This window comes from Campylobacter concisus (assembly GCF_002913715.1).
Classification (GTDB): Bacteria; Campylobacterota; Campylobacteria; order Campylobacterales; family Campylobacteraceae; genus Campylobacter_A; species Campylobacter_A concisus_AG.
The window spans coordinates 211,528-235,086 of the sequence record NZ_PPCE01000004.1 but is presented as its reverse complement, the minus strand read 5'-3'; the positions used below and the strand labels follow the sequence as shown (position 1 = coordinate 235,086).

General features: G+C 39.0%; 25 protein-coding genes. 20 read left to right on the top strand and 5 right to left on the bottom strand.

Annotation, left to right across the window (positions count from 1 at the left end):
- The first annotated feature begins 45 nt into the window (after positions 1-45).
- Positions 46-801, top strand: a complete 756-nt coding sequence (locus tag CYO92_RS02230) for a flagellin (protein ID WP_180997838.1) — start codon at positions 46-48, stop codon at positions 799-801.
- Positions 802-1,083: 282 nt separating this feature from the next.
- Here the strand turns inward: CYO92_RS02230 and CYO92_RS02225 are convergent, their stop codons facing one another.
- Positions 1,084-1,818 (bottom strand): HugZ family heme oxygenase, encoded by a 735-nt coding sequence (locus tag CYO92_RS02225; RefSeq protein WP_180997837.1) that lies wholly within the window; start codon positions 1,816-1,818, stop codon positions 1,084-1,086.
- Positions 1,819-2,053: 235 nt separating this feature from the next.
- Here CYO92_RS02225 and CYO92_RS02220 point away from each other — a divergent pair, with 235 nt between their 5' ends.
- From CYO92_RS02220 to CYO92_RS02200, 5 genes are read left to right on the top strand one after another with little or no spacing between them, the layout of a single operon-like run.
- Entirely contained in the window at positions 2,054-3,037 is a 984-nt protein-coding gene (locus tag CYO92_RS02220; RefSeq protein WP_103589540.1) for a FecCD family ABC transporter permease, read from the top strand.
- Positions 3,034-3,801 carry an ABC transporter ATP-binding protein gene (locus CYO92_RS02215; protein WP_103589539.1) on the top strand — a complete coding sequence of 256 codons (768 nt, stop codon included), beginning with the start codon at positions 3,034-3,036 and terminating at the stop codon, positions 3,799-3,801. Before CYO92_RS02220 ends, CYO92_RS02215 begins: the two co-directional genes overlap by 4 nt.
- Positions 3,802-3,820: 19 nt before the next feature.
- A complete protein-coding gene (locus CYO92_RS02210) occupies positions 3,821-4,630 on the top strand; it encodes an ABC transporter substrate-binding protein (RefSeq protein WP_103589538.1) in 810 nt (269 codons plus the stop codon).
- A 2-nt stretch (positions 4,631-4,632) separates the two neighbouring features.
- The gene (locus tag CYO92_RS02205) at positions 4,633-5,856 is read left to right on the top strand and encodes a radical SAM protein (RefSeq protein WP_258033817.1); all 1,224 of its coding nucleotides are present in this window, start codon (positions 4,633-4,635) and stop codon (positions 5,854-5,856) included.
- Positions 5,853-6,371, top strand: coding sequence for a flavodoxin family protein (locus CYO92_RS02200; protein ID WP_103589537.1), 519 nt, complete (start codon positions 5,853-5,855; stop codon positions 6,369-6,371). Before CYO92_RS02205 ends, CYO92_RS02200 begins: the two co-directional genes overlap by 4 nt.
- Before the next feature lie 290 nt (positions 6,372-6,661).
- Here the strand turns inward: CYO92_RS02200 and rpoD are convergent, their stop codons facing one another.
- Complete coding sequence (gene rpoD, locus CYO92_RS02195) at positions 6,662-8,518, bottom strand: RNA polymerase sigma factor RpoD (protein WP_103582998.1); 1,857 nt, start codon at positions 8,516-8,518, stop codon at positions 6,662-6,664.
- A 152-nt stretch (positions 8,519-8,670) separates the two neighbouring features.
- The gene (locus tag CYO92_RS02190; protein WP_103589536.1) at positions 8,671-11,637 is read right to left on the bottom strand and encodes a TonB-dependent receptor domain-containing protein; all 2,967 of its coding nucleotides are present in this window, start codon (positions 11,635-11,637) and stop codon (positions 8,671-8,673) included.
- 189 nt (positions 11,638-11,826) lie between these two features.
- Here CYO92_RS02190 and CYO92_RS02185 point away from each other — a divergent pair, with 189 nt between their 5' ends.
- The gene (locus CYO92_RS02185; RefSeq protein WP_103589535.1) at positions 11,827-12,636 is read left to right on the top strand and encodes a flagellar hook-basal body protein; all 810 of its coding nucleotides are present in this window, start codon (positions 11,827-11,829) and stop codon (positions 12,634-12,636) included.
- A gap of 15 nt (positions 12,637-12,651) precedes the next feature.
- Positions 12,652-13,440 carry a flagellar basal-body rod protein FlgG gene (gene flgG, locus CYO92_RS02180; RefSeq protein ID WP_021091447.1) on the top strand — a complete coding sequence of 263 codons (789 nt, stop codon included), beginning with the start codon at positions 12,652-12,654 and terminating at the stop codon, positions 13,438-13,440.
- A gap of 246 nt (positions 13,441-13,686) precedes the next feature.
- On the opposite strand, the gene CYO92_RS02170 is transcribed toward flgG, so the two are convergent.
- Positions 13,687-14,136, bottom strand: coding sequence for a tetratricopeptide repeat protein (locus CYO92_RS02170; protein ID WP_103589534.1), 450 nt, complete (start codon positions 14,134-14,136; stop codon positions 13,687-13,689).
- Positions 14,137-14,239: 103 nt separating this feature from the next.
- Between CYO92_RS02170 and CYO92_RS02165 the strand changes: the two genes are divergently transcribed.
- The 7 genes from CYO92_RS02165 to CYO92_RS02135 all read left to right on the top strand — a co-directional run bounded on the left by CYO92_RS02165 (position 14,240) and on the right by CYO92_RS02135 (position 19,465).
- Positions 14,240-14,902: an AzlC family ABC transporter permease gene (locus tag CYO92_RS02165; protein ID WP_103589591.1), complete on the top strand. Its 663-nt coding sequence runs from the start codon at positions 14,240-14,242 to the stop codon at positions 14,900-14,902.
- Positions 14,899-15,234, top strand: a complete 336-nt coding sequence (locus CYO92_RS02160) for a branched-chain amino acid transporter permease (protein WP_103589533.1) — start codon at positions 14,899-14,901, stop codon at positions 15,232-15,234. Before CYO92_RS02165 ends, CYO92_RS02160 begins: the two co-directional genes overlap by 4 nt.
- A gap of 85 nt (positions 15,235-15,319) precedes the next feature.
- On the top strand, positions 15,320-16,366 hold the full coding sequence (locus tag CYO92_RS02155) for a type II asparaginase (RefSeq protein ID WP_103589532.1): 1,047 nt from the start codon (positions 15,320-15,322) through the stop codon (positions 16,364-16,366).
- Between the two features lie 108 nt (positions 16,367-16,474).
- Positions 16,475-17,074, top strand: coding sequence for a LysE family translocator (locus tag CYO92_RS02150; protein WP_103589531.1), 600 nt, complete (start codon positions 16,475-16,477; stop codon positions 17,072-17,074).
- A gap of 74 nt (positions 17,075-17,148) precedes the next feature.
- Positions 17,149-17,508 carry a DsrE/DsrF/TusD sulfur relay family protein gene (locus CYO92_RS02145; protein WP_103589530.1) on the top strand — a complete coding sequence of 120 codons (360 nt, stop codon included), beginning with the start codon at positions 17,149-17,151 and terminating at the stop codon, positions 17,506-17,508.
- A gap of 19 nt (positions 17,509-17,527) precedes the next feature.
- Positions 17,528-18,424, top strand: coding sequence for a DUF4299 family protein (locus CYO92_RS02140; RefSeq protein ID WP_103589529.1), 897 nt, complete (start codon positions 17,528-17,530; stop codon positions 18,422-18,424).
- 189 nt (positions 18,425-18,613) lie between these two features.
- Positions 18,614-19,465 carry a hypothetical protein gene (locus CYO92_RS02135; protein WP_103589528.1) on the top strand — a complete coding sequence of 284 codons (852 nt, stop codon included), beginning with the start codon at positions 18,614-18,616 and terminating at the stop codon, positions 19,463-19,465.
- Positions 19,466-19,485: 20 nt separating this feature from the next.
- Here the strand turns inward: CYO92_RS02135 and CYO92_RS02130 are convergent, their stop codons facing one another.
- Positions 19,486-20,445 (bottom strand): SLAC1 anion channel family protein, encoded by a 960-nt coding sequence (locus CYO92_RS02130; protein ID WP_103589527.1) that lies wholly within the window; start codon positions 20,443-20,445, stop codon positions 19,486-19,488.
- Positions 20,446-20,528: 83 nt separating this feature from the next.
- Between CYO92_RS02130 and CYO92_RS02125 the strand changes: the two genes are divergently transcribed.
- The 5 genes from CYO92_RS02125 to CYO92_RS02105 all read left to right on the top strand — a co-directional run bounded on the left by CYO92_RS02125 (position 20,529) and on the right by CYO92_RS02105 (position 23,559).
- Positions 20,529-21,173, top strand: a complete 645-nt coding sequence (locus CYO92_RS02125) for a Crp/Fnr family transcriptional regulator (RefSeq protein ID WP_103589526.1) — start codon at positions 20,529-20,531, stop codon at positions 21,171-21,173.
- Positions 21,174-21,257: 84 nt separating this feature from the next.
- On the top strand, positions 21,258-22,595 hold the full coding sequence (locus CYO92_RS02120) for an NAD(P)/FAD-dependent oxidoreductase (RefSeq protein WP_103589525.1): 1,338 nt from the start codon (positions 21,258-21,260) through the stop codon (positions 22,593-22,595).
- A 10-nt stretch (positions 22,596-22,605) separates the two neighbouring features.
- The gene (locus CYO92_RS02115; protein ID WP_021091464.1) at positions 22,606-22,767 is read left to right on the top strand and encodes a YgaP family membrane protein; all 162 of its coding nucleotides are present in this window, start codon (positions 22,606-22,608) and stop codon (positions 22,765-22,767) included.
- A gap of 5 nt (positions 22,768-22,772) precedes the next feature.
- Positions 22,773-22,955: a YgaP family membrane protein gene (locus tag CYO92_RS02110; RefSeq protein WP_072594653.1), complete on the top strand. Its 183-nt coding sequence runs from the start codon at positions 22,773-22,775 to the stop codon at positions 22,953-22,955.
- A gap of 124 nt (positions 22,956-23,079) precedes the next feature.
- On the top strand, positions 23,080-23,559 hold the full coding sequence (locus CYO92_RS02105; RefSeq protein WP_087580646.1) for a 3-isopropylmalate dehydratase small subunit: 480 nt from the start codon (positions 23,080-23,082) through the stop codon (positions 23,557-23,559).

The window sequence follows — 23,559 nt, the reverse complement described above, 5'->3', positions numbered from 1 at the left end:
GAATTTATAGTAGAATCCATAGCGAATTATTAAAAAGGAGTTGTTATGAAGTTAGGAACTTATACTGCAAACCAGGCTTCAGGAAACTATTATTTAGATCAAGCAAAAAATAGCGAGAAGAAAGCGCTAAATGCTATCTCTGCAAATAGCGAGATCAAAGCATCAGGTGCAAATTTGCAAATCGCAGAGAGTTTGCTTTCGCAAACAAATGTCTTGAACGAAGGTTTGGCAAATGCAAACGATATGATCGGTATGCTTCAAATCGCTGATTCAACGCTTTTAAATTTAGGTAAAAGTACGGATAGAATAGGCGAGCTTTCAAGTAAGCTTACAAATCCTACTCTCTCAGCAAATGAACAAAAAGGCATAAAGGGCGAAATCAACGCACTAAGAAATGCTATGAATGATAGCGTAAAAGAGGCTAAATTTAACGGTAAAAACGTATTTGATGCTGAGCTTGGATTTTTTACAGGCGAGAGTACAAAAAATATAAATTTGGGCACAAATGCTCTTTTAAATGTCAAAGATGACGGCTCAAATACAGGCGAAATTTTAAAAAATATAAATTCACTTCGCTCAGAGATCGGATCAACGCAAAATGCTGTATTTAGAGGTATAAATGCTCTAGCTGCAAGAAGTGTGGCGAATGCTAATAGTGTAGAAAATCTTGATAGTAGCGACATCGCAAAGAGCTTGGAAGAAAATTTACGAGCAAATTTAAAGCTACATGCTGCGAGCTTAGTCAAAGCTCATGACACTACGAGCTTAGCTACAAAACTAGATAAACTTCTAGCTGAATAAATTTTTACCGGTTTTGTGCCGGTAAATTCTTTTTTAGTTTCTAATAAATTTTTATAATGATTCTATCTTGTTTGGATGAAATATGTTTATAGTTTAGATTATAGGTATAGGCATATTGAGGAATTTTGATGCTAGATTTTCTCGAGTTCGGGCAAACCCAAACCATTTTTATGATAACAAGCAAAAATATCACGGCTTGTGTCTTTTAAATTTTTATAGCAACGCAAAAAATAAATTTTAAGAGGTATAAATTTGTAAGACCAAACGGTCTTACAAAATTGATTATTTTTTAGTATGAGGGTTGTTTACTCTGCCACTATCGACAACTTGGAGTCCTACTGTGTCATATGCTGCGCCAAAGCCTTTTACATATCTGCCTTTTGTTGGGGTGAGTTTTACTATATAGAAGTCTTTCATCTCTTTAATAAATGCAAGTGCTGATTCATTTGCAAAGGCACTCTCAAATTTAGCCATAAACTCATCTCTTACGCTCTCATTCATAAACTCAGCTTTAGCTTCAAAACTCACTCTGACGCGAGCAAATAAGCTTTTTGCGTCTTTTTCATCCTGAATAAAAAGAAGTGAAATTTTATCTGGGTTTTGCTTTATTGAGTGGTAGTGATTTGCTACTGATGATATGCAGATGTAAAACTCATCGTTTTCTTTTATAAAAGGTGAATACGACGAAACCGCTTGTCCGTCAAGAATGCTTGAGATCACGACAGTTTTAAAGCCATTTATAAATTTCATCATTCCGCCTTGCACACTAGAGCTGTTTGTATCGCCCTTGATACTCATATAAAGCTCAATGATCGACTCCCTAAAACCATCTCCGCCTGCTTTGCTTAAAAATGGTACAAATGTTTTTGCCTGATCGCATGTTATTTCCATGCCATCTTCATTTATATCAGTCATTTTGACATTTGTAGGCTCAGCTACCCCACTAAATTTCTTACAAAACTCGATCACTATATCCAGATGATCCTTATTCATGTGGTCTAATGCTCTTTGTTTCAAAACCATTCTCCTTATAAAAATAAAATTGAAAATCGCAAAATCATACTAAAGAAAATCTTAAAATTGATTAAAATTATCGTTAATATTTTTAAAGCGAGAATTAAGTTTATTTTTTTAAAATTACGAGTCATTAATAACATTTTAGAAAATTTATGGATTTTATTTAAAGATTATATTTTCTGCTTATTTTTGTATCTTTTTGTTGTTTTTAGCCATTTGTATTAAAAGGAAATTTATGCAGAGTAGTACCAAGCTTGCCGTTTTGCTTATTGTGCTCATTGTTTTGCTCTCTTTTGTCTCGCTTAGTATAGGCGGTTCTGACATAAGTATGAGTGAGATTTTAAATTTTATATTTAATAACAAAATAGATGAGATGAAAGAGACCATCTTGTTTGACATTAGACTTCCAAGACTTGTAATGGCTCTGCTTATAGGCATGCTTTTGGCTAGCTCTGGCGTTGTAACACAAAGCGTCTTTTTAAATCCGCTTGCAGACCCATATATCATCGGTATAGCCGCATCTGCGACATTTGGAGCGGTAGTGGCATATCTTCTTGGATTATCAGAAATTTACTATGGTATCTTTGCCTTTTTGTCTTCGAGCCTGCTTACACTTGCCATTTTTGGAGTTTACAACCGTAGTCGCTCTATTGCTACACTTCTTATAATTGGTATCGCTTTTTCATCATTTCTAGGCGCATTTACGAGTTTTGCGACATATCTTATTGGCGAGGATAGTTTTAAGATAGTGGCATGGATGATGGGTTATTTAGGTTCTGCCACATGGCAGAAGGTCGGCATAATCGCTATTCCACTTATCTTTTGCATGATATATTTTTATCTAAAACGCTTTGAATTAACGATACTTTTAAGCGGAGAGGATGAGGCAAAAAGCCTTGGTATAGATGTCGATGCACTTAAAAAGCGTCTGCTTGTTATAGCCTCGCTTACGGTTGCTTTTTCAGTAGCATTTACCGGTATGATAGGCTTTGTTGGGCTCATCATTCCACACTCTTTTAGAATGCTTTTAAACACCTCAAACAACGCTATTTTGCTACCGCTTTCTACTCTTGGAGGAGGAGCTTTTTTGCTAGCTTGTGACGTTGTAGGGAAGAGTGTTTTAAGCCCAGTTGAAGTGCCTGTTGGTGTCATTAGTGCATTTTTTGGAGCGCCATTTTTTCTATTTTTAGCACTTTATCTAAAAAGGAGTGTGCATTGAGTGTTGAGGTTTCAAATTTAAGCTTTTCATACGTCCAAACAAATGTGCTAAGTGATATAAATTTCACTGCTAAAAGCGGCAAATTTATAGGGCTTTTGGGCTCTAATGGATGTGGTAAATCAACACTTTTAAAATGTGTCTTAAATTTGCTTCACCCAAGTGCTGGATCTGTCAAAATTTTTGAAAAAGATGTACAAAGCTACAGCACAAAGGAGCTTGCGAGAACGACTAGTTTTGTGCCTCAAAAAAGTGCACTTACGATGCCATTAAGCGTTTTTGAGCTTGTTTTGATGGGTAGATATGCTCATTTAAAAAGCTCTTTTAGTGGTTATAGCTCTCATGATATTGCCCTAGTTAATGAGGTTTTGCAGACGTTTGGACTGGCTAAATTTAAAGACCGAGTGGCAAACTCACTAAGTGGTGGCGAATTTGCTAGGGCTTTGCTTGCTCGTGCAATAGTTAGTGAACCTAAAGTTTTGCTACTTGATGAGCCTACATCAGCCCTTGATCTAAGCCATGCCATAGAGGTGCTAAAGCTTTGCTCTCGTCTAACACGTGAGTTAAATTTGGTAACTATTGCGGTGCTTCATGATCTAAATTTAGCCTCACTAATATGCGATGAAATTTTAATGCTAAAAGATGGCGTGATCGCTTATAAAGGAGGCACAAAAGAACTTTATAGACCAGAAATTTTAGACGAAATTTACGGCCTTAAGGCAGATATCATATATAAAAATGATATGCCATTTGTTTTACCGAAATGATAAATTTAAAGGAGATTTTATGAAAAAATTGTTTTTAGTTTTTGCATTTTTGTTTGGTTTTAGTGGTGTTAGCTTAAACGCTAAAAATATCGTTGTGCTTGATCCTGCGGTGGTTGAGATGATGTATATGCTGGAGGCTGAAGATCAGATCGCTGCTATCTCTACACTTGAGTTTGGCAAGATTTGGCCTGAGGACAAGACAGAAAAGCTAAAAAGTGTTGGCACTTATACAAAGCCAAATTTGGAGCGAGTGGTTGAGCTTAAGCCAGATCTCGTCGTTACTAGCTTTCACTCTGATGGTGTAAATGCCGACCTTGCTAAATTTGGCATAAAAACGCTCACAATGCAGGCAAATAGCATAGATGATATCTGCAAAAATATAGAAAAAATGGGCGAGATCACAGGTAAGGTAGAGCGTGCTGGCGAGCTTGTGGCTAAGATAAAGCAGGACTTTTTAAAATTTCAAAACTCAAAGCTAAGTGGTAAGAAAATTTTAGGCGTTTATGCAGCTACTCCTCTAGTTGCTTTTAACGATGCTAGCTTGCCTGGGGATATGTTTGCTAAATTTGGTATGAAAAACGTAGCAGGAGGCTTAACTGGAGCAATGCCTATCGTTCAAAATGAGTTTATCCTAGCACAAAATCCAGATTTTATAATAGTTGCAGGCATGAAAGATGGCAGTGACTTTTTATCACAAAATCCAGTACTAAAAGCAACTAATGCAGCCAAAAATTCTAAAATTTTAAACGTTCCATCAAGTCTTATATTACGCGGTACACCTCGCATAAATGAGGCTGCAAGTGAGCTATTTAAGATACTTGATAAGTGAGTATGAAAATGTTTAGTAAGCGTATAAAAGGTCATAGCGTAGCTCCTTCAAAAAGACCTGATATGGTGAGTGAAGATGAGCTATGGGAATTTTTAGAGAGTGCGCCAGACGATAATGAGGGAGTCATCTATATCCATGTGCCATTTTGTGACAATATATGCTCGTTTTGCTCGATGAATAGGACAAAGCTTGAGGATGAGCTTGATGATTATACAAAATTTTTACTAAGCGAGATAGAAAAATACTCCGCCACGAACTACTTAAAAAGCAAGAAAATAGGTAGCGTATATTTTGGTGGCGGTACTCCGACGATACTAAAAGAGAGACACTTAGAGCAGGTGATAAACGCACTTAAGAGAAGTTTTAATATCCTGCCTGAGTGTGAATTTAGCTTAGAAAGTACGCTTCATAATCTAAATATAAGCAAACTACGTCTTTTAAGCGAGCTTGGCGTAAATCGTTATAGCATCGGCGTCCAAACATTTAGTGAAGCTGGTAGAAAGCTACTAAATCGCACGCATAGCTCGGAGGCAGCGATAAAACACTTACATGATCTGCGTGAGAAATTTAACGGAATGCTTTGTGTGGATATCATATATAACTATCCTAATGAAAGTGTAGATGAGGTGGTGAGAGATGCTAGGTTGGTGCGTGAGCTCGGCATTGACAGTGCGAGTTTTTATTCGCTTCAGTTTTTAGATGGCTCGGTGCTTAGCAAGACCATAAGCGAGGATTATTACGACGTAGAGGTCGATAAGCGTTTACACCACGCCTTTTTGGATGAAATTTTAAGTCAAGATGACTATGAAATTTTAGAGTATACAAAGGTGGCCAAAAAGGGCAGGGACCAATATAAATATATAAGGCTCTCTCATGCAGGTGCTGATGTTTTGCCTCTTGGCAAAGGTGCTGGCGGTAGGCTAGGGGAGTTTGGTATCTACAACATGAGCCAAAAGATGAAAGTTATGGGCCGTATGAGTGCGAGACAAATGGAGTTTGATAAATTTGTAAATCTTTTTCAGTATCCGCAAATAAGCCTTGAGCGTGTTTTTAAATTTGTGAGCCAGACGTGTGCTAATGAGCTTATGGAACTTTTTAAAAAATGCGAAGAAAATGGATATTTGAAAATAGAAAACGGCTTTTTAAATTTTACAAAAGATGGCGTATTTTGGGGAAATTCTATCGCAAATACAGTGATGGAAATTTCTAAGAAGGAGTTTTTATGAAAAGTATCGTGATATACACATCAAAAAGTGGAAATACAAAAAAAATAGCAGAGGCTATTGCTGGTGAGCTTAACTGTGAGGCGCTAAATTTTGCCGATGCTGGTGAGCTAAATTTGAGTGAGTTTGACTTTATTGCACTTGGTTACTACATAGATCAGGGCTCTCCGGAGAAGGAATTTAAGAAATTTATCACCCAAAATGTAAAAAATAAAAAAATGGGTTTTTTTATAACACTTGGTGCTGATGTGCCAAGTGCACATGCCACGCAGGCGATAGATCAAGGCAAAGAGCTGTTTGTGCAAAATGGCAATGAAGTTTTGCGCACATTTATCTGTCAAGGTGCGATCGCTCCTGAGGTGATAGAACAGCTAAAAAAACTTGGTAAAGCTATGCCTGATGATCCGAGATTTGCTCTAACGCCTGAGCGACTAGAGCGATGGGAACGAGCTAAAACGCATCCAGATGAGGCTGATGTAAAAGCCGCAAAGGAAGCATTTAGAGGGGTTGAAATTTAAACTCATTTTGCGCCTATTTTTGCTCTAAAATTTTTAATGATCCTGTAAAATTTTATTTTCATTAGTGAGTGTGATGTGATTATGAGATTATAACCAATCCTTGCTGGTAAATAGAAAGCTAAAATTTACTACAACAATATGCTTTAAAAGTCAACTAGCTTTGTAGATTTTAGCTTTGTTGCTTTTGCAACTAAAATTTATGTGGGAGATATTTGCTTTAATGTGAGTATAAAATTTTGATTTTAGCTTCTAGCTCAAATTTGTGTGAAATTCGAGCTAGATTAAGGCTTTTAGCCCTCAATGTAGTTTTTAAGTTTTCTACCAACTTTTGGGTGTTTTAGTTTTTTGATAGCTGAGCTTTCTATCTGGCGAACACGCTCGCGAGTGACATTTAGTGCCTTGCCGATCTCTTCAAGTGTGCGGTCGCTCTCATCTTCAAGCAAGCCAAATCTCATCGAAATAACCGCTTTTTCGCGCTCATTTAGCTGCGAAAGTACGTCATCTATCTGCTCTCTAAGGTCACTTTTTAAAATTTGCTCTATCGGAGAAAGTGAGCTTTTATCCTCGACAAAATCTCCAAATTTACCGTCTTCTTCGTTTGCGATCGGAGCTTCGAGGCTGATAGGTTCTTTTGTGATCTTGATAACTTGCTTTACCTTATCAACGCTTAGCCCAACCTCTTTTGCAATAATGCTTACATCAGGCTCTTTCCCCTCTTCTTGGAGGTATTTGCGGTTTATTTTGTTGATACGATTTATCGTTTCTATCATGTGGATAGGTATCCTAATCGTCCTTGCCTGATCAGCGATCGCGCGCGAAATAGCCTGGCGGATCCACCATGTGGCGTAGGTTGAAAATTTATAGCCTTTTCTATATTCAAATTTATCAACCGCCTTCATAAGACCGATGTTGCCCTCTTGGATGAGATCTAAAAACGGCAAGCCCCTGTTTGTATAGCGTTTTGCGATACTTACGACTAGACGGAGGTTTGACTTAGCCATTCTAGCTTTTGCCTCGTCAGAAATTTTCTTTCCGCGTTTGATCTGCTCTAAAATTTCTTTTAGCCTTGTTGGTTCAAGATCAAAGCCTTGCTTGCTTGCCTCTTTTGTCGTAAATAGCTTTTTGATCTCGACATAAGTTGAGACCATCGTAGCTTCTGGCACACGAGCTGCGATCTCTTCTTTACTAAGCTTGATGATATCTTTTAGTATGCTTTTGTGATTTTTTTTAAGCTCGTCGCTAAACATTGGTAGGCGATACTCCAAGCGTTTTAGCTCTCTATCAAATTCGTCATCACTTTTTAGTGCTGTCTCCATTGATTTTACTATCTCGCTAATTAACTTGCTTGTTGGGCCAAGATCCATTAGCTTCTCTTTTAAAATTTTCTTTTTAAATGCAAGAGTCATCTTTGAAGCTGTGTCATCGCTCTCAACTTTATCTTGCTTATTTGCAGTCTTTAGCCACTCTTTTTTTGCCTTTTCGAGGGCCTTGAAACTCTCTATAACTTTTTCTGCGCGCTTGTCGTTTTTGGCTGATTTTTTAGGAGCTTCGTTTTCTTCGTTTTCTTCATCTTCCTCGTCTATATCGTCTTCGCTATCTTCATTTTCTTCGTTTTCACTCTCGTCTTCAAAGCTTTTAAAAAGCTCTTTTACACGGCGTTCTCTATTGATGAGCGGCTCTTTATAGTCAAGTATGAAATCGATCAAAAATGGCACAGAACAAAATGCATCGATAATGATATCTTCGCCAAGCTCAATCCTTTTGCTGATCTCAACTTCTTCATCTTTTGTAAGAAGCGCGATCTGCCCCATCTCTCTTAGATACATCCTCACTGGACTATCAGATCTTGACCACTCTAAAAGGTCACTTTCACCTGAAAGATCGAGATCTTCGTCGATATCTTGATCACTTTTTTGAGCGTTTTCTTGGCGCTTTTTAGCATCAGCTAAATTTCTAAGTTTTGCAGCCTCAGCAGATGTGATGAGCTGGACTTTATTTGTTTTTGCTAGTTGTTCTATTTTTTTTACTATCGTAGCAGTCGGAGCTTTGTCTAATAATTTTACTAATTTTTCGTATGTCAAAAAGCCTTTTGCATTTTCAGCGAAAAGCTCTTCTATCTGAGAAAAAGAGTCTTTTGCGGCGCTCATAAATTTCCTTTCGAATCGTCTAATTGTGATTTAAGTGTTGTTTAAAAGAAAGTGGATTATATCCAAATTTTTTAAAAAGTGCATCAAAGCAGTGAAATTTTATCTATACAAAGCTACCGCAAAAGTCTAAAATTGCGGTAGCTATAAATTTATTAAAACGTCATCTCAAATGTCAGCTTGAAATTTCTGCCAGGCGAGTAAAATCTAGCAAGACCCCTACCAGTATCTTTATTGACCATATTGTTTGTGCCAAAAGTCCTTATACTTCTTGCACTATCCCAGCTTGTGTATTTTCTATCTGTGATGTTATACACACCTGCTGTAAATGTGAAATTTTTCATCGGTCTGTAAAACGCTACAAAATCAAATAGACTATATGTATTACTGACATATCTAACATAAGTATTTTTTGCATCTGGATCATCTTTGGCATAGATATTGTAAGTATCTTCTGGACGTTTTGCTTTTACGTGCGTCATATATAGATTTGCTCCAAATTTATCATTTCTTGTGTGATATCCGACGTTATAGACAAATTTCGCTGGCTGGATGGCATTCATTGGAGCGTCTAGCTTGCCACTCTCATCTACTGACATTCTACCTTTTTGATATAGGTATTTATAGCCGACATTAAAGCCACTTAGTCCACTATAAACTTGCTCTAGGTCTAGATTTGCACTTAGTTCAACACCTCTTACGCGAGCCTTTGCCCTATTTACGTTTTGGTATATTTCCACGGGCATTCTGCTACCGGCATTACCGTATGTTAGTTTGCCACGACGGAGGTATTTTAGATCGATGAAATTTTTATAGTCGGTTTGAAAGAGATTTATCGTAAAAAAGCTAGGTGAGTTGTGAAGAGTCACAGCAAATTCTTTTGTTTTTGCAATCTCAGGCTGAAGGGCTAAATTTGGAAATATCGTAAAATCAGGATGTTGAAATGTAAAATAAATTTCATCAGATGTTGGGGCTCTAAAGCCATTTGCGTATTTTGCCTGAAGTCTTACGTGATCAAATGGATCAAAATTTGTCGCAAGTGAATATGAATGATGTGTAAAATCCCTCTTTTGACTTGCTAGGTATAGTGCATTTTCTTCGGCATTTTTGGTTTTTATCCTTTTTGCTTCTTCTTTATTAGTGCCAGGCGGTATGGTAAAAGGTATAAAAACACCAGCAAAAAGATCAGTTGGTAGCTTTGGTGTTTTGCCTGGTATATAGCTTGGATTGTGTGTTATTTTGTCAAATCTATAGTTTAAATCAACGCTTAAAATTTCAGTCAAAGATATATCATCACCTAGATAAAATGCCTTTGTCTTCGTCTCAACTGGTATTAAGAAGCTAAACGTATCATCTTCATGGCTACAAAGTGTTGTAAATTCGTTTCCTTTATATGGCATACACTTATTTGGTTTCCAGTCGCCAAGTATAGCGGCTCCCTTGCTTGCATCAGCCTTGCCAAAAAAGTATTTTGCCCACCATGCTTTGTTGTATGCTTCGTATCCTTGTCTATTTGTCATACTTTTATCTGTTTGGTTATAAAGCCCACCGTATTTTAAGGCGTGATCCATTTTAAATAGACTAAATTCCTTTGTCGCATCTAAATTTAGCTGTTTTGTATCGGTATTTAGATCCCTATCTTTCCAGTTATTTTCAATGTATCCTGGAGCTCTTGGCAAAAATAGTTCCTCCCCTCCTGGGGTTTTTGGGGTAATCTCTGCATATTTTCCATTTCCATCTGGCATATCTTTTGGAGTTAGATTATAAGTTTTGTATGTATAGGTATTTTTATCAAAAAGAGTTAGTGGTTTTGAGCAGTCGTATTGGTTACAATCAACATAAATATTAGATGCTCCAGATAAAAGAGATGGTTTGTTTGATATACCTTCATAAAAAGTATCTTTTACCTCGTCTCCATGACTATCAACTACTATATTTTCATCATAAAAAAAATTAGCTCCAGGATAGAATTCTTTTTGTATTGTTTTAGTGCTTAGCTCACCACCATATTTATCCACCAGTTTACCTTCGTTATTTAACTTTAATCCTGATGGATTTAGCAGGCCCTGACAGTCGTTTTTATCGCAGTACTCATCAGTCCTTGCTTTTAGCTGGATCTTTTGTTTTGAGTAGGTTAGCTTCATGCTATCCCAAAGTGGATTTTCATCGTAGTTTTCGTATGTGTAAAAGATATTTTCGCGCTTATTTTTGTCATTTACGTGCCTTGTGTCGGTGCTATAGACTATGTCATTTGTATTACCACTTTGAAAAAGAGCAAATTTATACGACCAGTCAGTTCCCATTGTCTCTTTTGTGCTTCTGTCAATACCTACGCTAAAGCGATTAGTCTCATTAAAATTTACGCCAAATTTAAACAGTCTACTATCTGTTTTTATGGAGTAAGGATCTGGCTTTTCTCTCTCTTTGCCTAGTACGCTATCATCGTATGTTTTGTATCCCCAGTTTTTCATCTCATGACCATCTCTTTTTGTAGTGATAAAGAGAATATCAAACCACTTCGCACGTGCAGCCATGGTATGAGAAAAAAGACTTTCGTCATTTGCTGAGGATTTTTGTGCTTTAAAGCCGTAAAACCAGTCTTTTTCTGTAAGATAATCTCTAGCGTCCTTTGTTTCAAACATCACGGAGCCACCAAGTGCGCCTGAGCCAGTTTTTATGCTATCTGCACCTTTTGTAATATTTACTTGTTGGATATTTTCTATCTCGACACCATTTCTTGTGTTGTTAAAATTTCCATATCCTTCAAAGAGATCCTTAAAGCCCTGTGATGAAAGTGTTTCAGCTTGATTAAGTCCATCGATACTGATAGCTACGCGGTTTTCATCAACACCTCTTATAGCATATCCGCTAGAACCAAAGCGACCAGTCTCAACTACGCTGACACCAGTGTCATAGCGCACCATATCTCTAGTATCGCTTACTTGTTGTTTAGTAAGCTCACTTGCTGTCTTTTTTACTTCACTAATCTTTTTATTTTTTACATTTTCTTCTTCCGCCGTTACCTCTACTCCGCCAAGTTCAACTTCTTTTATATTTTCACTCTCTTGGGCTAGCAAATTTAAGCCAGCACAAAGCAAAACAACTAGTGAAGCCTTTTTCATAATAATGTATGTCCTTTTTGTATTTTTATTGTTTTTAATAGTCATTATCTATATTAAAGCTGCGAATCTTAACATTAAATAAATAAATTATTTATTAAACTTTATAAAGTATTTAATAATTAAAAAATCAAAATTTTGGAACAGCTATTGCTTTAAAAATCGTGACAATAATGATTTTTAGGAAATTGTATGCAAAATGGTTATTATCAAGCTACTGCTGGCATGGTAACGCAGTTTAACAGATTAAATGTGATCTCAAATAACCTTGCAAATGTAAATACGATCGGCTATAAGCGAAATGATGTAGTTATCGGTGACTTTGCGAGAATTTTTAAAGAGACGCAAGATGAGCTTCCTCTTAAAAATCACACAAAAGATGGAGCTAAATTTTTAAATAGAACGCTTGACCGCGTACCACAAGTGAGCGAAGAGTACACCGACTTTAGCGCTGGAGGCTTTAAATACAGCTCAAACACGCTTGACTTTGCGATAAAAAGAGATGACGCGTTTTTCTTAGTTGATACCCCAAATGGTGTAAAGCTTAGCAAAAACGGCTCTTTTAGCCTTGATGGCGACGGCTATATCGTCACAAAAGAGGGCTATAAAGTTTTGCCAAGCGGCTACGAGGCACAAAATCCTGGCCAAAGAGGTATCCAAGTGCCACAAGGTGAGGTGCTAACTGCCGATAAAAATGGAAATTTATACTCAAATAACAATCAATTTTCTAAATTTTTTATAGCTCAGCCAAGAGAGATAAGAGATCTTAAAAAGGTTGGAGATAATCTCTTTGAGAGTAGAAATTTTGACGACATCACAGAGCTTGAAGAAGCTGATAGCGTGATGCAAGGTTATGCTCAGATGTCAAATGTAAATCCAGTTTTAGAAATGGTTGGTCTAATAGAAACCCAGCGCTTAGTTGATATGTATCAAAAGGTTATGACAAGCCACATGAATGATCTTAACCAAGATGCTGTTCAAAAACTAGCCCTAAAAGCTTAATAAAAGGATAAAACTATGATGAGATCACTTTACACTGCAGCCACTGGTATGATAGCCCAGCAGACGCAGATAGACGTAACCTCACACAACATCGCAAACGTAAATACTTATGGATACAAGAAAAATAGAGCTGAATTTGCCGATCTTATGTATCAAGTAATGGAGTACGCAGGTACGGCTACAAGCCAGACTACCACAAGCCCAACTGGTATCGAAGTGGGTCTTGGCGTGCGCCCAACGGCGATAAATAAAATTTTCTCTCAGGGCTATTTTAAAGAGACCAGCAACAACCTAGATATGGTAATAGCTGGCAACGGATTTTTTCAGATTCAGCTGCCTGATGGCACTACGGCTTATACTAGAAATGGTGCATTTAAGCTTGATGCAAACGGCACTATCGTAAATAGCGATGGCTATCAGCTAATCCCTCAGATCACCGTGCCTGCAAATGCGACGCAAATTTCTATCGGCACAGATGGCACCGTATCAGTACTCCAAGCAGGTGAGAGAGAGATGGCTCAGATAGGTCAGATTGAGCTAGCAAATTTCATAAACCCAGCTGGCCTTCACTCAATGGGTGATAACAACTACCTGGAAACAAGCGCTAGCGGTAACGTGGTGGTAGGTGTTGCAGGACTTGATGGACTTGGTACGATAAGACAAGGGTTTGTTGAGATGAGTAACGTTCAGCTAGTTGAAGAGATGACCGATCTTATAACTGGTCAGCGCGCATACGAGGCAAACTCAAAGGCTATAACTACGAGTGATTCGATGCTTGAAATAGTAAATGGGCTTAAAAGGTAGGTAGTATGAACGCGACTCTAATTATTGTTGGGCTTATACTACTTTCTTTCATGCTTGAGGTATTTTGCTTTTTAAACAAAACGCCAAAAGGCAAGGACTCGATAAAACAGACGCATTAATTTGGGCGAAATTATAAATTTTTAAGGCATCTTTGTAACTGCCTGTAAAATTTTCTCTTATCCTGCTATCACTTTGATATATTTCGTCCAAAATTTCTGCTTTTAAGAGCAAGAATAAAAGTAGTTTTTAATTAATTAAAATTTTTAAGCTACTGCAAGCTTCATTCAAATCAAGCTCGCAGGCTTTTTTATAGTAGTTTTTTGCTCTATTTTTATCTTTTGGTATACCAGCATCTCCGGTTTCGTAGATAAGTGCAAGAGTGTAGCAAGCAAATGCATTTTTTAGTTCGCAAGCTTTATTATAAAGCTTAAGCCCTTCTTCTTTTTCCTGCGCTAGAGCATCTTTTTGTAGATATATATTTCCTAAAAATAGACAGCTATGTGGATTGCCTAGCTCACAGGCCTTGTTTGCCATAGCTGACATTTTATCGCGCTCATTTTTGTCAAGGTAGATATATATAAGATCGGTGCAGCTTTCTACGTTATTTAAAGCGCATTCACTTTCAAGCTTAGTGGCATCAAAATTTTTACCCCAAGAAAATAGAACACAAAATAAAATTAAAATTACTTTTTTCATCTTTTGGCTCCATAAATTTTTATTATTTTATAAAATTAGCTCCATTTTTACTCTAAATTTTTCAAATTTTGCTAACATTTCGGCTTTTTATGAAGGTAAAAATTTGACATTTAACTACGTTTTTAAACTATCTATTCCTATCTTTATGGGCTATTTCCCACTTGGCGTCGCATTTGGGATACTGGCTAAAGGTATGGGCGTTAGCGCATTTATCGCTGTGGCACTTAGCACATTAGCTTATGGCGGCGCAGCGCAGTTTATGATGCTCTCGCTATTTAGCGTTGGCACGAGCTACGTTGAGGTCTTTATCGTGAGCTATCTAGTAAATTTGCGCCACACTTTTTATGGAATTTCACTTTTAAAAGAGTATAGTGGGATCAAATTTAGGCTTTTAAACATCGCTTTGCTAACAGATGAGACCTTTGCCATATTTAAAAATTTAAAGCTAAAAGAGGCGAGTGATCGAAGCTTTGTCTTTACTTGGCTAAATATCCTTTCTTGGTCTTACTGGGCGGCTGGGACGCTGCTTGGAGCGATACTTGGTGATTTTATCAAGGCTGATACAAAAGGGCTTGAGTTTAGCTTGACAGCACTTTTTATAGTTATTGTGATTGAAATGTTTAAAAATGATAAAAACTACCGCGTGCTCTTTGTGGCGACATTTTTTGGCGTGCTTGGAGTGAGCCTATTTCCGGCTAAATTTGTGCTTGTTGGCTCAATGGCACTTTGTTTTGTATTTTTGCTTTTGTTTAAGGATAAAATTTGATAAGTGTAAGCTCAAGCGAGATGGTGATTTTTGTGGCTGTGCTTTTAAGCGCCTTGGCTACTTTCATCACAAGGGCGACACCGTTTTATGCATTAAGAAACTATAAGTCAAACCCTTATTTAGACGCCATTGAGAAGCATATGAGTATGATGATAATGGTCGTTTTGGTCTGCTACGGCTTAAAAGATACGAAATTTAGCGAATTTCCTTACGGTTTAAGCGAGATAGTAGCGGTTTTTACGGCTATTTTGATGCATTTAAAATTTAAAAATACCCTTCTTAGCGTAGTTATTTCAACCGGAATTTATATGTTTTTGATAAGAATTTTTTAAATAAATATAAAGTTTGGAAGTTAATAATTTTTTTAAATAAATGGCATTATAATGACTTTGCAAATTTTAATGTAAAGGAGCTAAAATGCGTTTAATCTTTAAGGCGGTGTTACTCATGATTTTAGGTGCTACTTTAGCGGTTGCAAAGCCAACCATCTACATACTAGCTACTGGTGGAACGATAGCAGGAAGCGGCTCAGGATCGCTTGATTCGAGCTATACTTCTGGAACTGTTACGGTCGATAAACTAATCGCAGCCGTGCCAGACATCAACAAGATCGCTACCATAAAAGGCGAGCAAATTTCAAATATCGGCTCACAGGATATGAACAACGAAGTTTGGCTAAAGCTTGCAAATAGAATCAACGAGCTTCTAAATAGCGGCAAAGCTGATGGTATCGTCGTTACTCACGGAACGGATACTATGGAGGAGACGGCGTACTTTCTAAATTTGGTCGTTAAAAGCGACAAGCCAGTCGTGCTTGTAGGTGCGATGAGAAATAGCGGCTCACTAAGCGCAGACGGTCCACTAAATTTATTTAACGCTGTAAACGTAGCTATTAGTAAAGATAGCGTAGGCAAGGGTGTTGTGGTCACTATGAATGACGAAATTCACGCCGGTAGAGAGGTGACAAAGACCAACACAACAGGCGTTGATACATTTAAATCACCAAATAGCGGCAAAATCGGAACAGTCTTTTATGGTAACGTAAAATACTATATGAATCCGATCAGAAAACACACAGCAAAATCAGCATTTGACCTAGAAGGCGTAAAAGAGCTTCCAAGAGTCGATATCATCTACTCTCATGCAAATGACAATCCTGACTTTGTAAACATAGCTGTTAAAAACGGCGCAAAAGGTATCGTTAGCGCTGGTCTAGGCAACGGCAACCCTTACTTTAGCGTGCTAGAGGCTCTTGGTGAAGCTTCAAAAGCTGGCGTAGTGGTAGTTCGCGACTCACGTGTAGGAAGTGGCGAGACGACTATGGACGGCGAGGTGGACGACTCAAAATACGGCTTTTTAACAAGCGACAACCTAAACGCGCAAAAAGCCAGGGTGCTTTTGATGCTTGCACTTACAAAAACAAGCGACAAAGCTAAAATTCAAGAGTATTTCTTAACTCACTAAAAAAGAGGCGGCTTGGTCCGCCTTTTAAATTTAAGCTATAAATTTGATCGCTGGATCTGATTTATAGCTTAAATTTTTATATTTGTTAGCTAAATTTCAAGGCTTTTTATGGACTTCTTACTCTTTTTCGCCACGCTTGCTCCTATCTCGCTAATGCCGGGCATCAACATGACCTATGCGATGAGTATCGGTATGAGCTTTGGTTATAAGCACTCGCTTATTATGATGACCGGACAGCTTCTTTCGCTTGCTTTCGTGGCATTTTGCTGTATGCTTGGCGTGGGCGCGGTGCTTCATCATTTTGAGTACGCATTTAAGGCGCTAAACATCATCGCAGGGCTTTATATGCTCTATCTTGGCGCGATGCTTCTTTTTGGCAAGGGCGAGCTTAGTGTAACAAACGTCTCAAATTTACCAAGCAAAAAGCAGATGTTTATAAACGGCCTCATCGTTTGCGTCACAAATCCAAAGGCATGGATATTTTTCTCGGCTTTACTGCCTACATTTTTGGACAAAGAAGATCCCTTTAGCCTTACTCGTATGTGCGTGATCGCGGCAACGCTCGTTTTCATCGAGTTTTGTTCGCTAAATATCTATGCGCTTGGCGGAGCTATGCTAAAGAAATTTCTACAAACGCACCTAAGGCTACTTGAAATTTGCACCGCCATTATCGTCTGTACGATCGGCGTACTTTTACTTTTTAGATAAATTTAGCCTCTTTTTATATAGCTTGGCTAAAATTTGCCCGGTTTGCGCTACATTTTTGGCAAAAGGAGAAAAGGATGAAAAAATTTCTATTTATACTTACAAATCAACCATACAACGGTACCGATAATGCTTACAACGCATTAAGGCTAGCTAAAACGCTAAAAGAAAAAGGCGAAGAGGTTAGAATTTTTCTAATTAACGACGCGGTCGATCTTGCGCGAAATAGCACCAAAAAGCCGGAAAACTACGACGTAGATCTAGTGGCGATGTTAAAAGAGCTTTACGCTAGCGGCGCTATGTTAAAGGTTTGCGGTAGCTGCCAAACGAGGTGCGGTTTGCATGCGGGAGAGCCTTATTTCGAGGCTGAGGTGAAAGGCAGCATGGATATCTTGTCCGAGTGGGTTAGGCAGTGCGATCAAGTAATGACGTTTTAGAGTAGGCGAAAGAGAATTTATGAGCGTAACATTTAAGGTAAAAAATAAAAAGAAGCTTTTCGGCGGATATGAAAAGGCGTTAAGCGAGCGTGAAATTTCAGAGTTTATAGAGGGATTTTGCTTTTTTAATGGTCAAAACGACGAGCCGAGCGAGCTTTCGCTAAACGAAAACGTGATGATCGCAGGCGTATGGCAAAAGAGCGCTCGCGGCTTTGAACTAAGCTACGAAGACGGCAAATATATCGTGCGAGTCTGCACTCCAAGCGGCGTTGGCGACTGGCAGACGGCGATTTTGTTTCTTTCTAAAATTTCAGCCAAAACCGGCTCGAAAATAGAGCGCGACAATGAAGAAATTTACGATAGCGAGCAAATTTTAAAATTTGATTATGAAGCCGACATAATGTGGGGACTCGAAGCTCTAAAGGAGGCAAAAGAGAAAAATCAAATGCTTTATATCTCTGGCCTGGAGCGCGACGTGGCGTTTGATGCGGTTATGATAGATGAAATTTTTGCAAGCTCTAGCCCTGCGGCTAAATTCGATGAGATGATGAGGCAGGTGCAGTATCTTGACGCTTATAGCGCAAGAGAGAATTTATACGAAGATAAAGACGGCAACGAAATTTTTGGCGCGTATACGCTTAGCGAAAATTTACCGACTATCTTGCCTTGCGCTCCCTCTCCGTCATGGCAGGCGCAAGAAGTTCTAGGAGAGCGCAAGGTCTCGCGCTGGATACTTACGCTAGTAGTCGGCGTAGACGATAGGGACGCGCACGTGCTTGGCGAATGCGAATACAACGCTTTTATGAAAAATTTACCAAAAGAAAAATATCGATTCATTGATGCGGCAAATGTGCTAGTTGAGCCACTGAGTGAAGAAGAGATGAGAGAAATTTTTAAAAAGGCAAATGAAGCTTAGGTTTAAATTTTATAAACCACCCGGAGATGAAAATTCGCCTCATATTTGCTTAAAAATTTAAGTCGGTTTTAAGCGCGGATTTAAACTCGTAAAAGCTAGGATTTTACCGGTATTGCCGCTTTTGGGGCTAAATTAGGCGAAATTCAATCTAAAATAATTTATGATTGCTTGGTTTAAAAAAGGATAAAAATGAAAATTTTAAAAACTATTTTAGCGGCGGCATCGGCAGTTTGTTATCTAAACTCGGCCGTTTTACCGCAAAACGACTGGAGCAAAAGAGAGCTAAAAGGCGAGGTAAAAAGCATGACGGCTACGGAGTACGAATACTCAATGGACGGCTCCGGGACGCTAGAAAATACGCGCGTAAAGCGGACGGAGTTTAACGAAAACGGCTATATAGTGCAAGAAACCGAGCATATAAACGGCGTACCGAACGGCTCGGTTTTGTTTGAGTACGGCAAAGACGGGCTAGTGCGCAAAAAGTATCAAGATAGCGCCGTTTATCTCTACGAATACGAATTTGACGGCGAAAATTTAGTCGCGACGGCCAAAGAACAGCACGTAGAGGATAAATTTTATCCCCGCACGGAGAAAATTACCTACGGCAAGGACGGCAAAATGATCGCTCGGGCGGCGTATTCGGGCGGGACGCTAGTGACGGACGATAGCTACGTCTACGACGAAAAGGGCGTTTTAACGCGGATAGAAAATAATATGGAGCTGCGCCACGGCATAGAGATAAGCTTCGAGCGCAAGCCAAACGGCGAATACGAAAAAATCACGCAAGCCCCAAACTCAAAATGGGTTTATTACTACGCCGCAAACGGCGACGAGATGGAGTATACGTCGGTAAATTACTTCGGCTCCGAGGCAAAAATCGGGCAAATCTTGCAGTTTAAAGACATAATGAGGGACGAGCGGGGAAATTTGACGCATAAAACCTCGGTCAAATTTAAGCCAGCGGACAAATACTACGAAAACGGCGACATAACGGAAATCGGCCTATATAAAAAGTTAGAAATCAGCTACGAATACTACTAAAGTAAATTTTTGAGCTAAGGTTATTTTTCCGAAAAAATTTCGCCGTTTATTATAGATTTAACCGTTAAAAATCCGACTATCAAAATCGAAGCGACTAGAACCGCAAAAGCGCCGACTCCTAAAACTAAGTAAAAATCGCTTTGCGTAATTTCGTAAGCTTTTAAAAACGCTATGGAGCTAGCGGCCGTCGGGAAGGTAAAAGCCCACCACGATAGGGCGAATTTGAGTTTAATAAATCTTTTATACGAAAAAAGTATAAGCGCCGCGAAAAATACGTTTATATTAAGTAGTATCGCCGCAAAAGCGTCGAATTGCTCGGTTAATTTTACGTATCCCAAAAACGCCATAGCCGGCGGCGCTAGCGTAATGACTAGCGTCGGGACGAATTTGTCGGCTAACTTATCGCAAAAAACTAACCTATAAAATATAACGGCGAATAAAATAATCCAGAAAAATAACCCCAAACTAAAATAATACCAGATCGCTTGAGATTTTTCGGCTATGATCGGGATTAGCAAGTTGCCCACTACGGGGATAAACCATGCCGGGTTTAGCGTCGCGATATCGAATTTTTCGTCAATCCAAAAAGAAATTACGTAAAGCGTAAAAATCGTTTGCAAGCCTAAAGCCGCGTAAAAAAGCGAGTAGTATAGTAGCGGCGCGTCTTTGTAGGCTAGAGCTAAAAGAAAAAGCGAGATGATAAACCCGCCGAAAAAATTTATCTTTATAGGGTGCGAAAATTCGGCCTTTACTTCTTCTTTAAATTTTAAAAGCTTAAAGAGGTAAAACGCCGAAAGCAGGCAAAATACCGTGCAGTCTAACGCTCTAAGCGCCGAGAATATCTCGCTAGGTAAATCAAATATTTCGCTTAGTTTCTTATAGGCCGCGCAAAGCCCTCCAAGCCCCATAGTACCGGCAAAAAGCATAATCGGAAGCGATTTTATTTTGCTTTGCGAGTCGTTTTGCTTAACGTTGTGCATTGTTTTTCTTTTCGTATTAAATTTTTATGCAATATTACCTATAATAAGGTTAAATTTTTGTAACGAAGTCACGAAAGGGCAAAATGCTAAGCGAAGAGTTAAAAGAAATTTTGCGCGAGAGATTTACGAATAATTTCGATCTAGCAAGCGAGGATCTAAATGCGATCTTTGCTAACGCGTATCTAAAAACCGTAAAAAAGGGCGATATATTTTACTCCGGAAACGATTGCTTCGGATTTATACTTATACTAAAAGGCGTTTTAAGGGCGTTCGTATCGTCTAACTCAAAGGAAATAACGATATTTAGGCTAACTAAAGACGAGAGTTGCGTGTTGTGCGATACGTGTTCTATAAATTCGCTAGAAAATAAAGTAAGCGTCGAAATCGAGCAAGATAGCGAGATCATCGTTATTCCAGCGCGAATTTACAAACCTCTTAAAGAAAAATATCCGAGCATTTTAAATTTTACTCTAAAAATCGTAGCCGATCGGTTTGCCAGAACGATAAACGTTATGGAGCAGGCTTTGTTTTCGCCGCTTTCGGCGCGGATTATGAATTTTTTATCCCAAAGCATCGAAAATCTAAACGAAAATTTTATAAAAATAACTCACGAAGAACTGGCGAATCATCTAGGAAGCGCTAGAGAAGCGGTATCTAGGGTGTTAAAAGAGCTTGAGAGAAGCGGGCAAATAACGCAAAGCCGCGGCGAAATAAGGCTGGTTTCTTAAAATTCTCGTTTTAAGGTAACTTTGTTACGGAGAGAGCGGCCTTTTTTATGTAGCATTTCATAAACTCGTTTAAAAGGAGAATTTATGAAAGGACTGCAAAGAAGAGACACTTTAAAGCTAATGGGGGCCGCGGGACTAGCCGCGAGTATGAGCGGTTGCTCGGTAACGGGTGGCGAAAACGACGATATAAATTCTAAAATCGTCATAATGGGCGCGGGACTTAGCGGTATCGCGTTGGCGGCTAAACTTAGAAGAGATACGCCTAACGCCAAGGTAATTCTCGTGGATAAAGACGAGAAATTTTACTACCAGCCGGGCTTTACGCTAATCGCCGTCGGAATTTACGAAGCTAGCGACGTCGTTTACGAAAAAGCGGATTATATCCCGCAAGGAACCGAGTGGATACGCAAAAACGTATCGGAGATAAAGCCCGAAGCCAATCTGCTCGTTTTAGACGACGGGAGCGAGCTAGGGTATGATTATCTAATCGTAGCAAGCGGCGTGGAATACGACTTTGAAGCCGTTAAGGGGCTGAGCTTAGAGGATATTAACGATACGAGCGGTAACATATCCTCCGTCTACACTCTACAAGGCGCTGTAAAGAGCAACGAGTTGATGAAAAAATTCTCTCAAAACGGCGGTGCAGCGGTATTTTGCGATCAAAAAACCCCGATGAAATGCAGCGGCGCAAATAAAAAAGTAACTTGCATGAGCGAAGATAGGCTGAGGTTGGCCGGCAATCGCGATAAAGGCAGCGTTAATCTTTACGTCGGAGGCGGCAAACTTTTCGGCGATCCGACTTATGCCGCGGCGATGACTCAAATAATGATAAAAAGAAAGATAAAATTTAATCTTCGCCACCAAATCGTAGCCGTCGATAAAAGCTCAAATACCGCTACTTTCGAGTTTTGGACGGCATATAGACAAAACGGCGAAGATAAAATCGCGTCTGAGCTAATCGACGTAAAATACGACTGGCTTCACCTGCCGCCTAAGCAAAAAGGAAGCGAAATTTTAGCTCGCGCCGGCCTAACCAAAGAGGGCGACAAGCTAAATTTTCTAGCCGTCGATAAATACAGCCTGCAAAGTACAAAATTTAAAAATATATTCGGTATCGGCGATATTTGCGGATTTGCAGCCGGTAAAACGGGGGCTAGCGTTAGGAAAATGTATCCGATCTTAGCTAAAAATTTAGCCGATACGATAAAAGGACGAGAACCTAGCGAGAAATTTACCGGATATACGGCTTGCCCTTTTATCACCAAATACGGCAAGGCCATAATGGTAGAGTTTGACTGGGAGGGAACGGCTCCGACGCTAGAGTGCTTCGGCGCTACTAGAGAGAGCTATATGAGTTGGCTGGTTAAAATTTACGGATTTAAACCTATGGTTATGAACGGAATGCTAAAAGCTTTAGCTTAAAGGAGATAAAATGAGCGTTTTAGATAAAACTATACGTTTGATTATAGCGGCGATTTGGTTTTTTATTTTCGGATTTATTTGCGACTGCTGGTTGTGGACGGTCGGGCTAATTCCGCTTTTAACGGGATATTACGGTTACTGCCCGCTTTATAAAATTTTTAAAAAAAGGTAAAAAATATGGTAAGCGTAAAAAGTAGAATTATTAGGGTCGTACTGGGGCTGATTTTTACGGTAGCGGTTTGGTATTTTTACGAGAGCTACTGGGCGTTAATCGGGTTAATCCCGATTATCGTCGGCGTTACGGGTTTTTGCCCGGCGTGTAAATTCCTAGGCAGGTGTTCTTTAAATTTAAAAAAATAAAAAGTGGCGTTTAGCGCCCTTTGCCTTGCCCTTTAGCCGTTTAGGCCGCAAATTTTATTCGCCGTTTGATGAATTATTTAGCTACTTTTGGCTAAAATCTCGAAAATTTAAAAAAGGCGAAACGATGAATAAAGTTTGGAAATTCGGCGACAATATCGATACCGATATAATTATCGCCGCCAGATACTTAAATACTTCCGACGAAAATATCTTAGCAAAACATATAATGGAGGACGCCGATCCTAATTTTAGCTCCAAGATAGATAAGGGCGACATTATCGTAGCGGGCGAAAATTTCGGCTGCGGTAGCTCTCGCGAGCACGCTCCTATCGCGCTTAAAGCTGCCGGTATAGGCGCGGTGATAGCTAAAAGCTATGCGAGAATTTTTTATAGAAATAGCTTTAATACGGGGCTTTTGATACTCGAGATCAAAGAAACGGACGAGATAAACGAGGGCGATGAGCTAAAAATAGACGTAGATAACGGCGCGGTCGCAAATCTAACCAGCGGCAAAGAGTATAAATTTAGCCCTATACCGCCGTTTATGCAAGAGCTTCTAAACGCCGGCGGACTTATAGAATACGCAAAAGTAAAGTTGGATTAA

Excerpts from the sequence above, each read along its gene's own strand:
- CYO92_RS02145 (WP_103589530.1), top strand. The coding sequence starts at position 17,149 with ATGAAAAAATTTCTATTTATACTTACAAATCAACCATACAACGGTACC.
- CYO92_RS02220 (WP_103589540.1), top strand. The coding sequence starts at position 2,054 with ATGCAGAGTAGTACCAAGCTTGCCGTTTTGCTTATTGTGCTCATTGTT.
- CYO92_RS02130 (WP_103589527.1), bottom strand. The coding sequence starts at position 20,445 with ATGCACAACGTTAAGCAAAACGACTCGCAAAGCAAAATAAAATCGCTT.
- CYO92_RS02205 (WP_258033817.1), top strand. The coding sequence starts at position 4,633 with ATGAAAATGTTTAGTAAGCGTATAAAAGGTCATAGCGTAGCTCCTTCA.
- CYO92_RS02120 (WP_103589525.1), top strand. The coding sequence starts at position 21,258 with ATGAAAGGACTGCAAAGAAGAGACACTTTAAAGCTAATGGGGGCCGCG.
- CYO92_RS02190 (WP_103589536.1), bottom strand. The coding sequence starts at position 11,637 with ATGAAAAAGGCTTCACTAGTTGTTTTGCTTTGTGCTGGCTTAAATTTG.
- CYO92_RS02170 (WP_103589534.1), bottom strand. The coding sequence starts at position 14,136 with ATGAAAAAAGTAATTTTAATTTTATTTTGTGTTCTATTTTCTTGGGGT.
- CYO92_RS02135 (WP_103589528.1), top strand. The coding sequence starts at position 18,614 with ATGAAAATTTTAAAAACTATTTTAGCGGCGGCATCGGCAGTTTGTTAT.
- CYO92_RS02150 (WP_103589531.1), top strand. The coding sequence starts at position 16,475 with ATGGACTTCTTACTCTTTTTCGCCACGCTTGCTCCTATCTCGCTAATG.
- CYO92_RS02115 (WP_021091464.1), top strand. The coding sequence starts at position 22,606 with ATGAGCGTTTTAGATAAAACTATACGTTTGATTATAGCGGCGATTTGG.
- CYO92_RS02185 (WP_103589535.1), top strand. The coding sequence starts at position 11,827 with ATGCAAAATGGTTATTATCAAGCTACTGCTGGCATGGTAACGCAGTTT.
- CYO92_RS02200 (WP_103589537.1), top strand. The coding sequence starts at position 5,853 with ATGAAAAGTATCGTGATATACACATCAAAAAGTGGAAATACAAAAAAA.
- CYO92_RS02110 (WP_072594653.1), top strand. The coding sequence starts at position 22,773 with ATGGTAAGCGTAAAAAGTAGAATTATTAGGGTCGTACTGGGGCTGATT.
- CYO92_RS02140 (WP_103589529.1), top strand. The coding sequence starts at position 17,528 with ATGAGCGTAACATTTAAGGTAAAAAATAAAAAGAAGCTTTTCGGCGGA.
- CYO92_RS02230 (WP_180997838.1), top strand. The coding sequence starts at position 46 with ATGAAGTTAGGAACTTATACTGCAAACCAGGCTTCAGGAAACTATTAT.
- CYO92_RS02125 (WP_103589526.1), top strand. The coding sequence starts at position 20,529 with ATGCTAAGCGAAGAGTTAAAAGAAATTTTGCGCGAGAGATTTACGAAT.
- flgG (WP_021091447.1), top strand. The coding sequence starts at position 12,652 with ATGATGAGATCACTTTACACTGCAGCCACTGGTATGATAGCCCAGCAG.
- CYO92_RS02210 (WP_103589538.1), top strand. The coding sequence starts at position 3,821 with ATGAAAAAATTGTTTTTAGTTTTTGCATTTTTGTTTGGTTTTAGTGGT.
- CYO92_RS02105 (WP_087580646.1), top strand. The coding sequence starts at position 23,080 with ATGAATAAAGTTTGGAAATTCGGCGACAATATCGATACCGATATAATT.
- CYO92_RS02155 (WP_103589532.1), top strand. The coding sequence starts at position 15,320 with ATGCGTTTAATCTTTAAGGCGGTGTTACTCATGATTTTAGGTGCTACT.
- rpoD (WP_103582998.1), bottom strand. The coding sequence starts at position 8,518 with ATGAGCGCCGCAAAAGACTCTTTTTCTCAGATAGAAGAGCTTTTCGCT.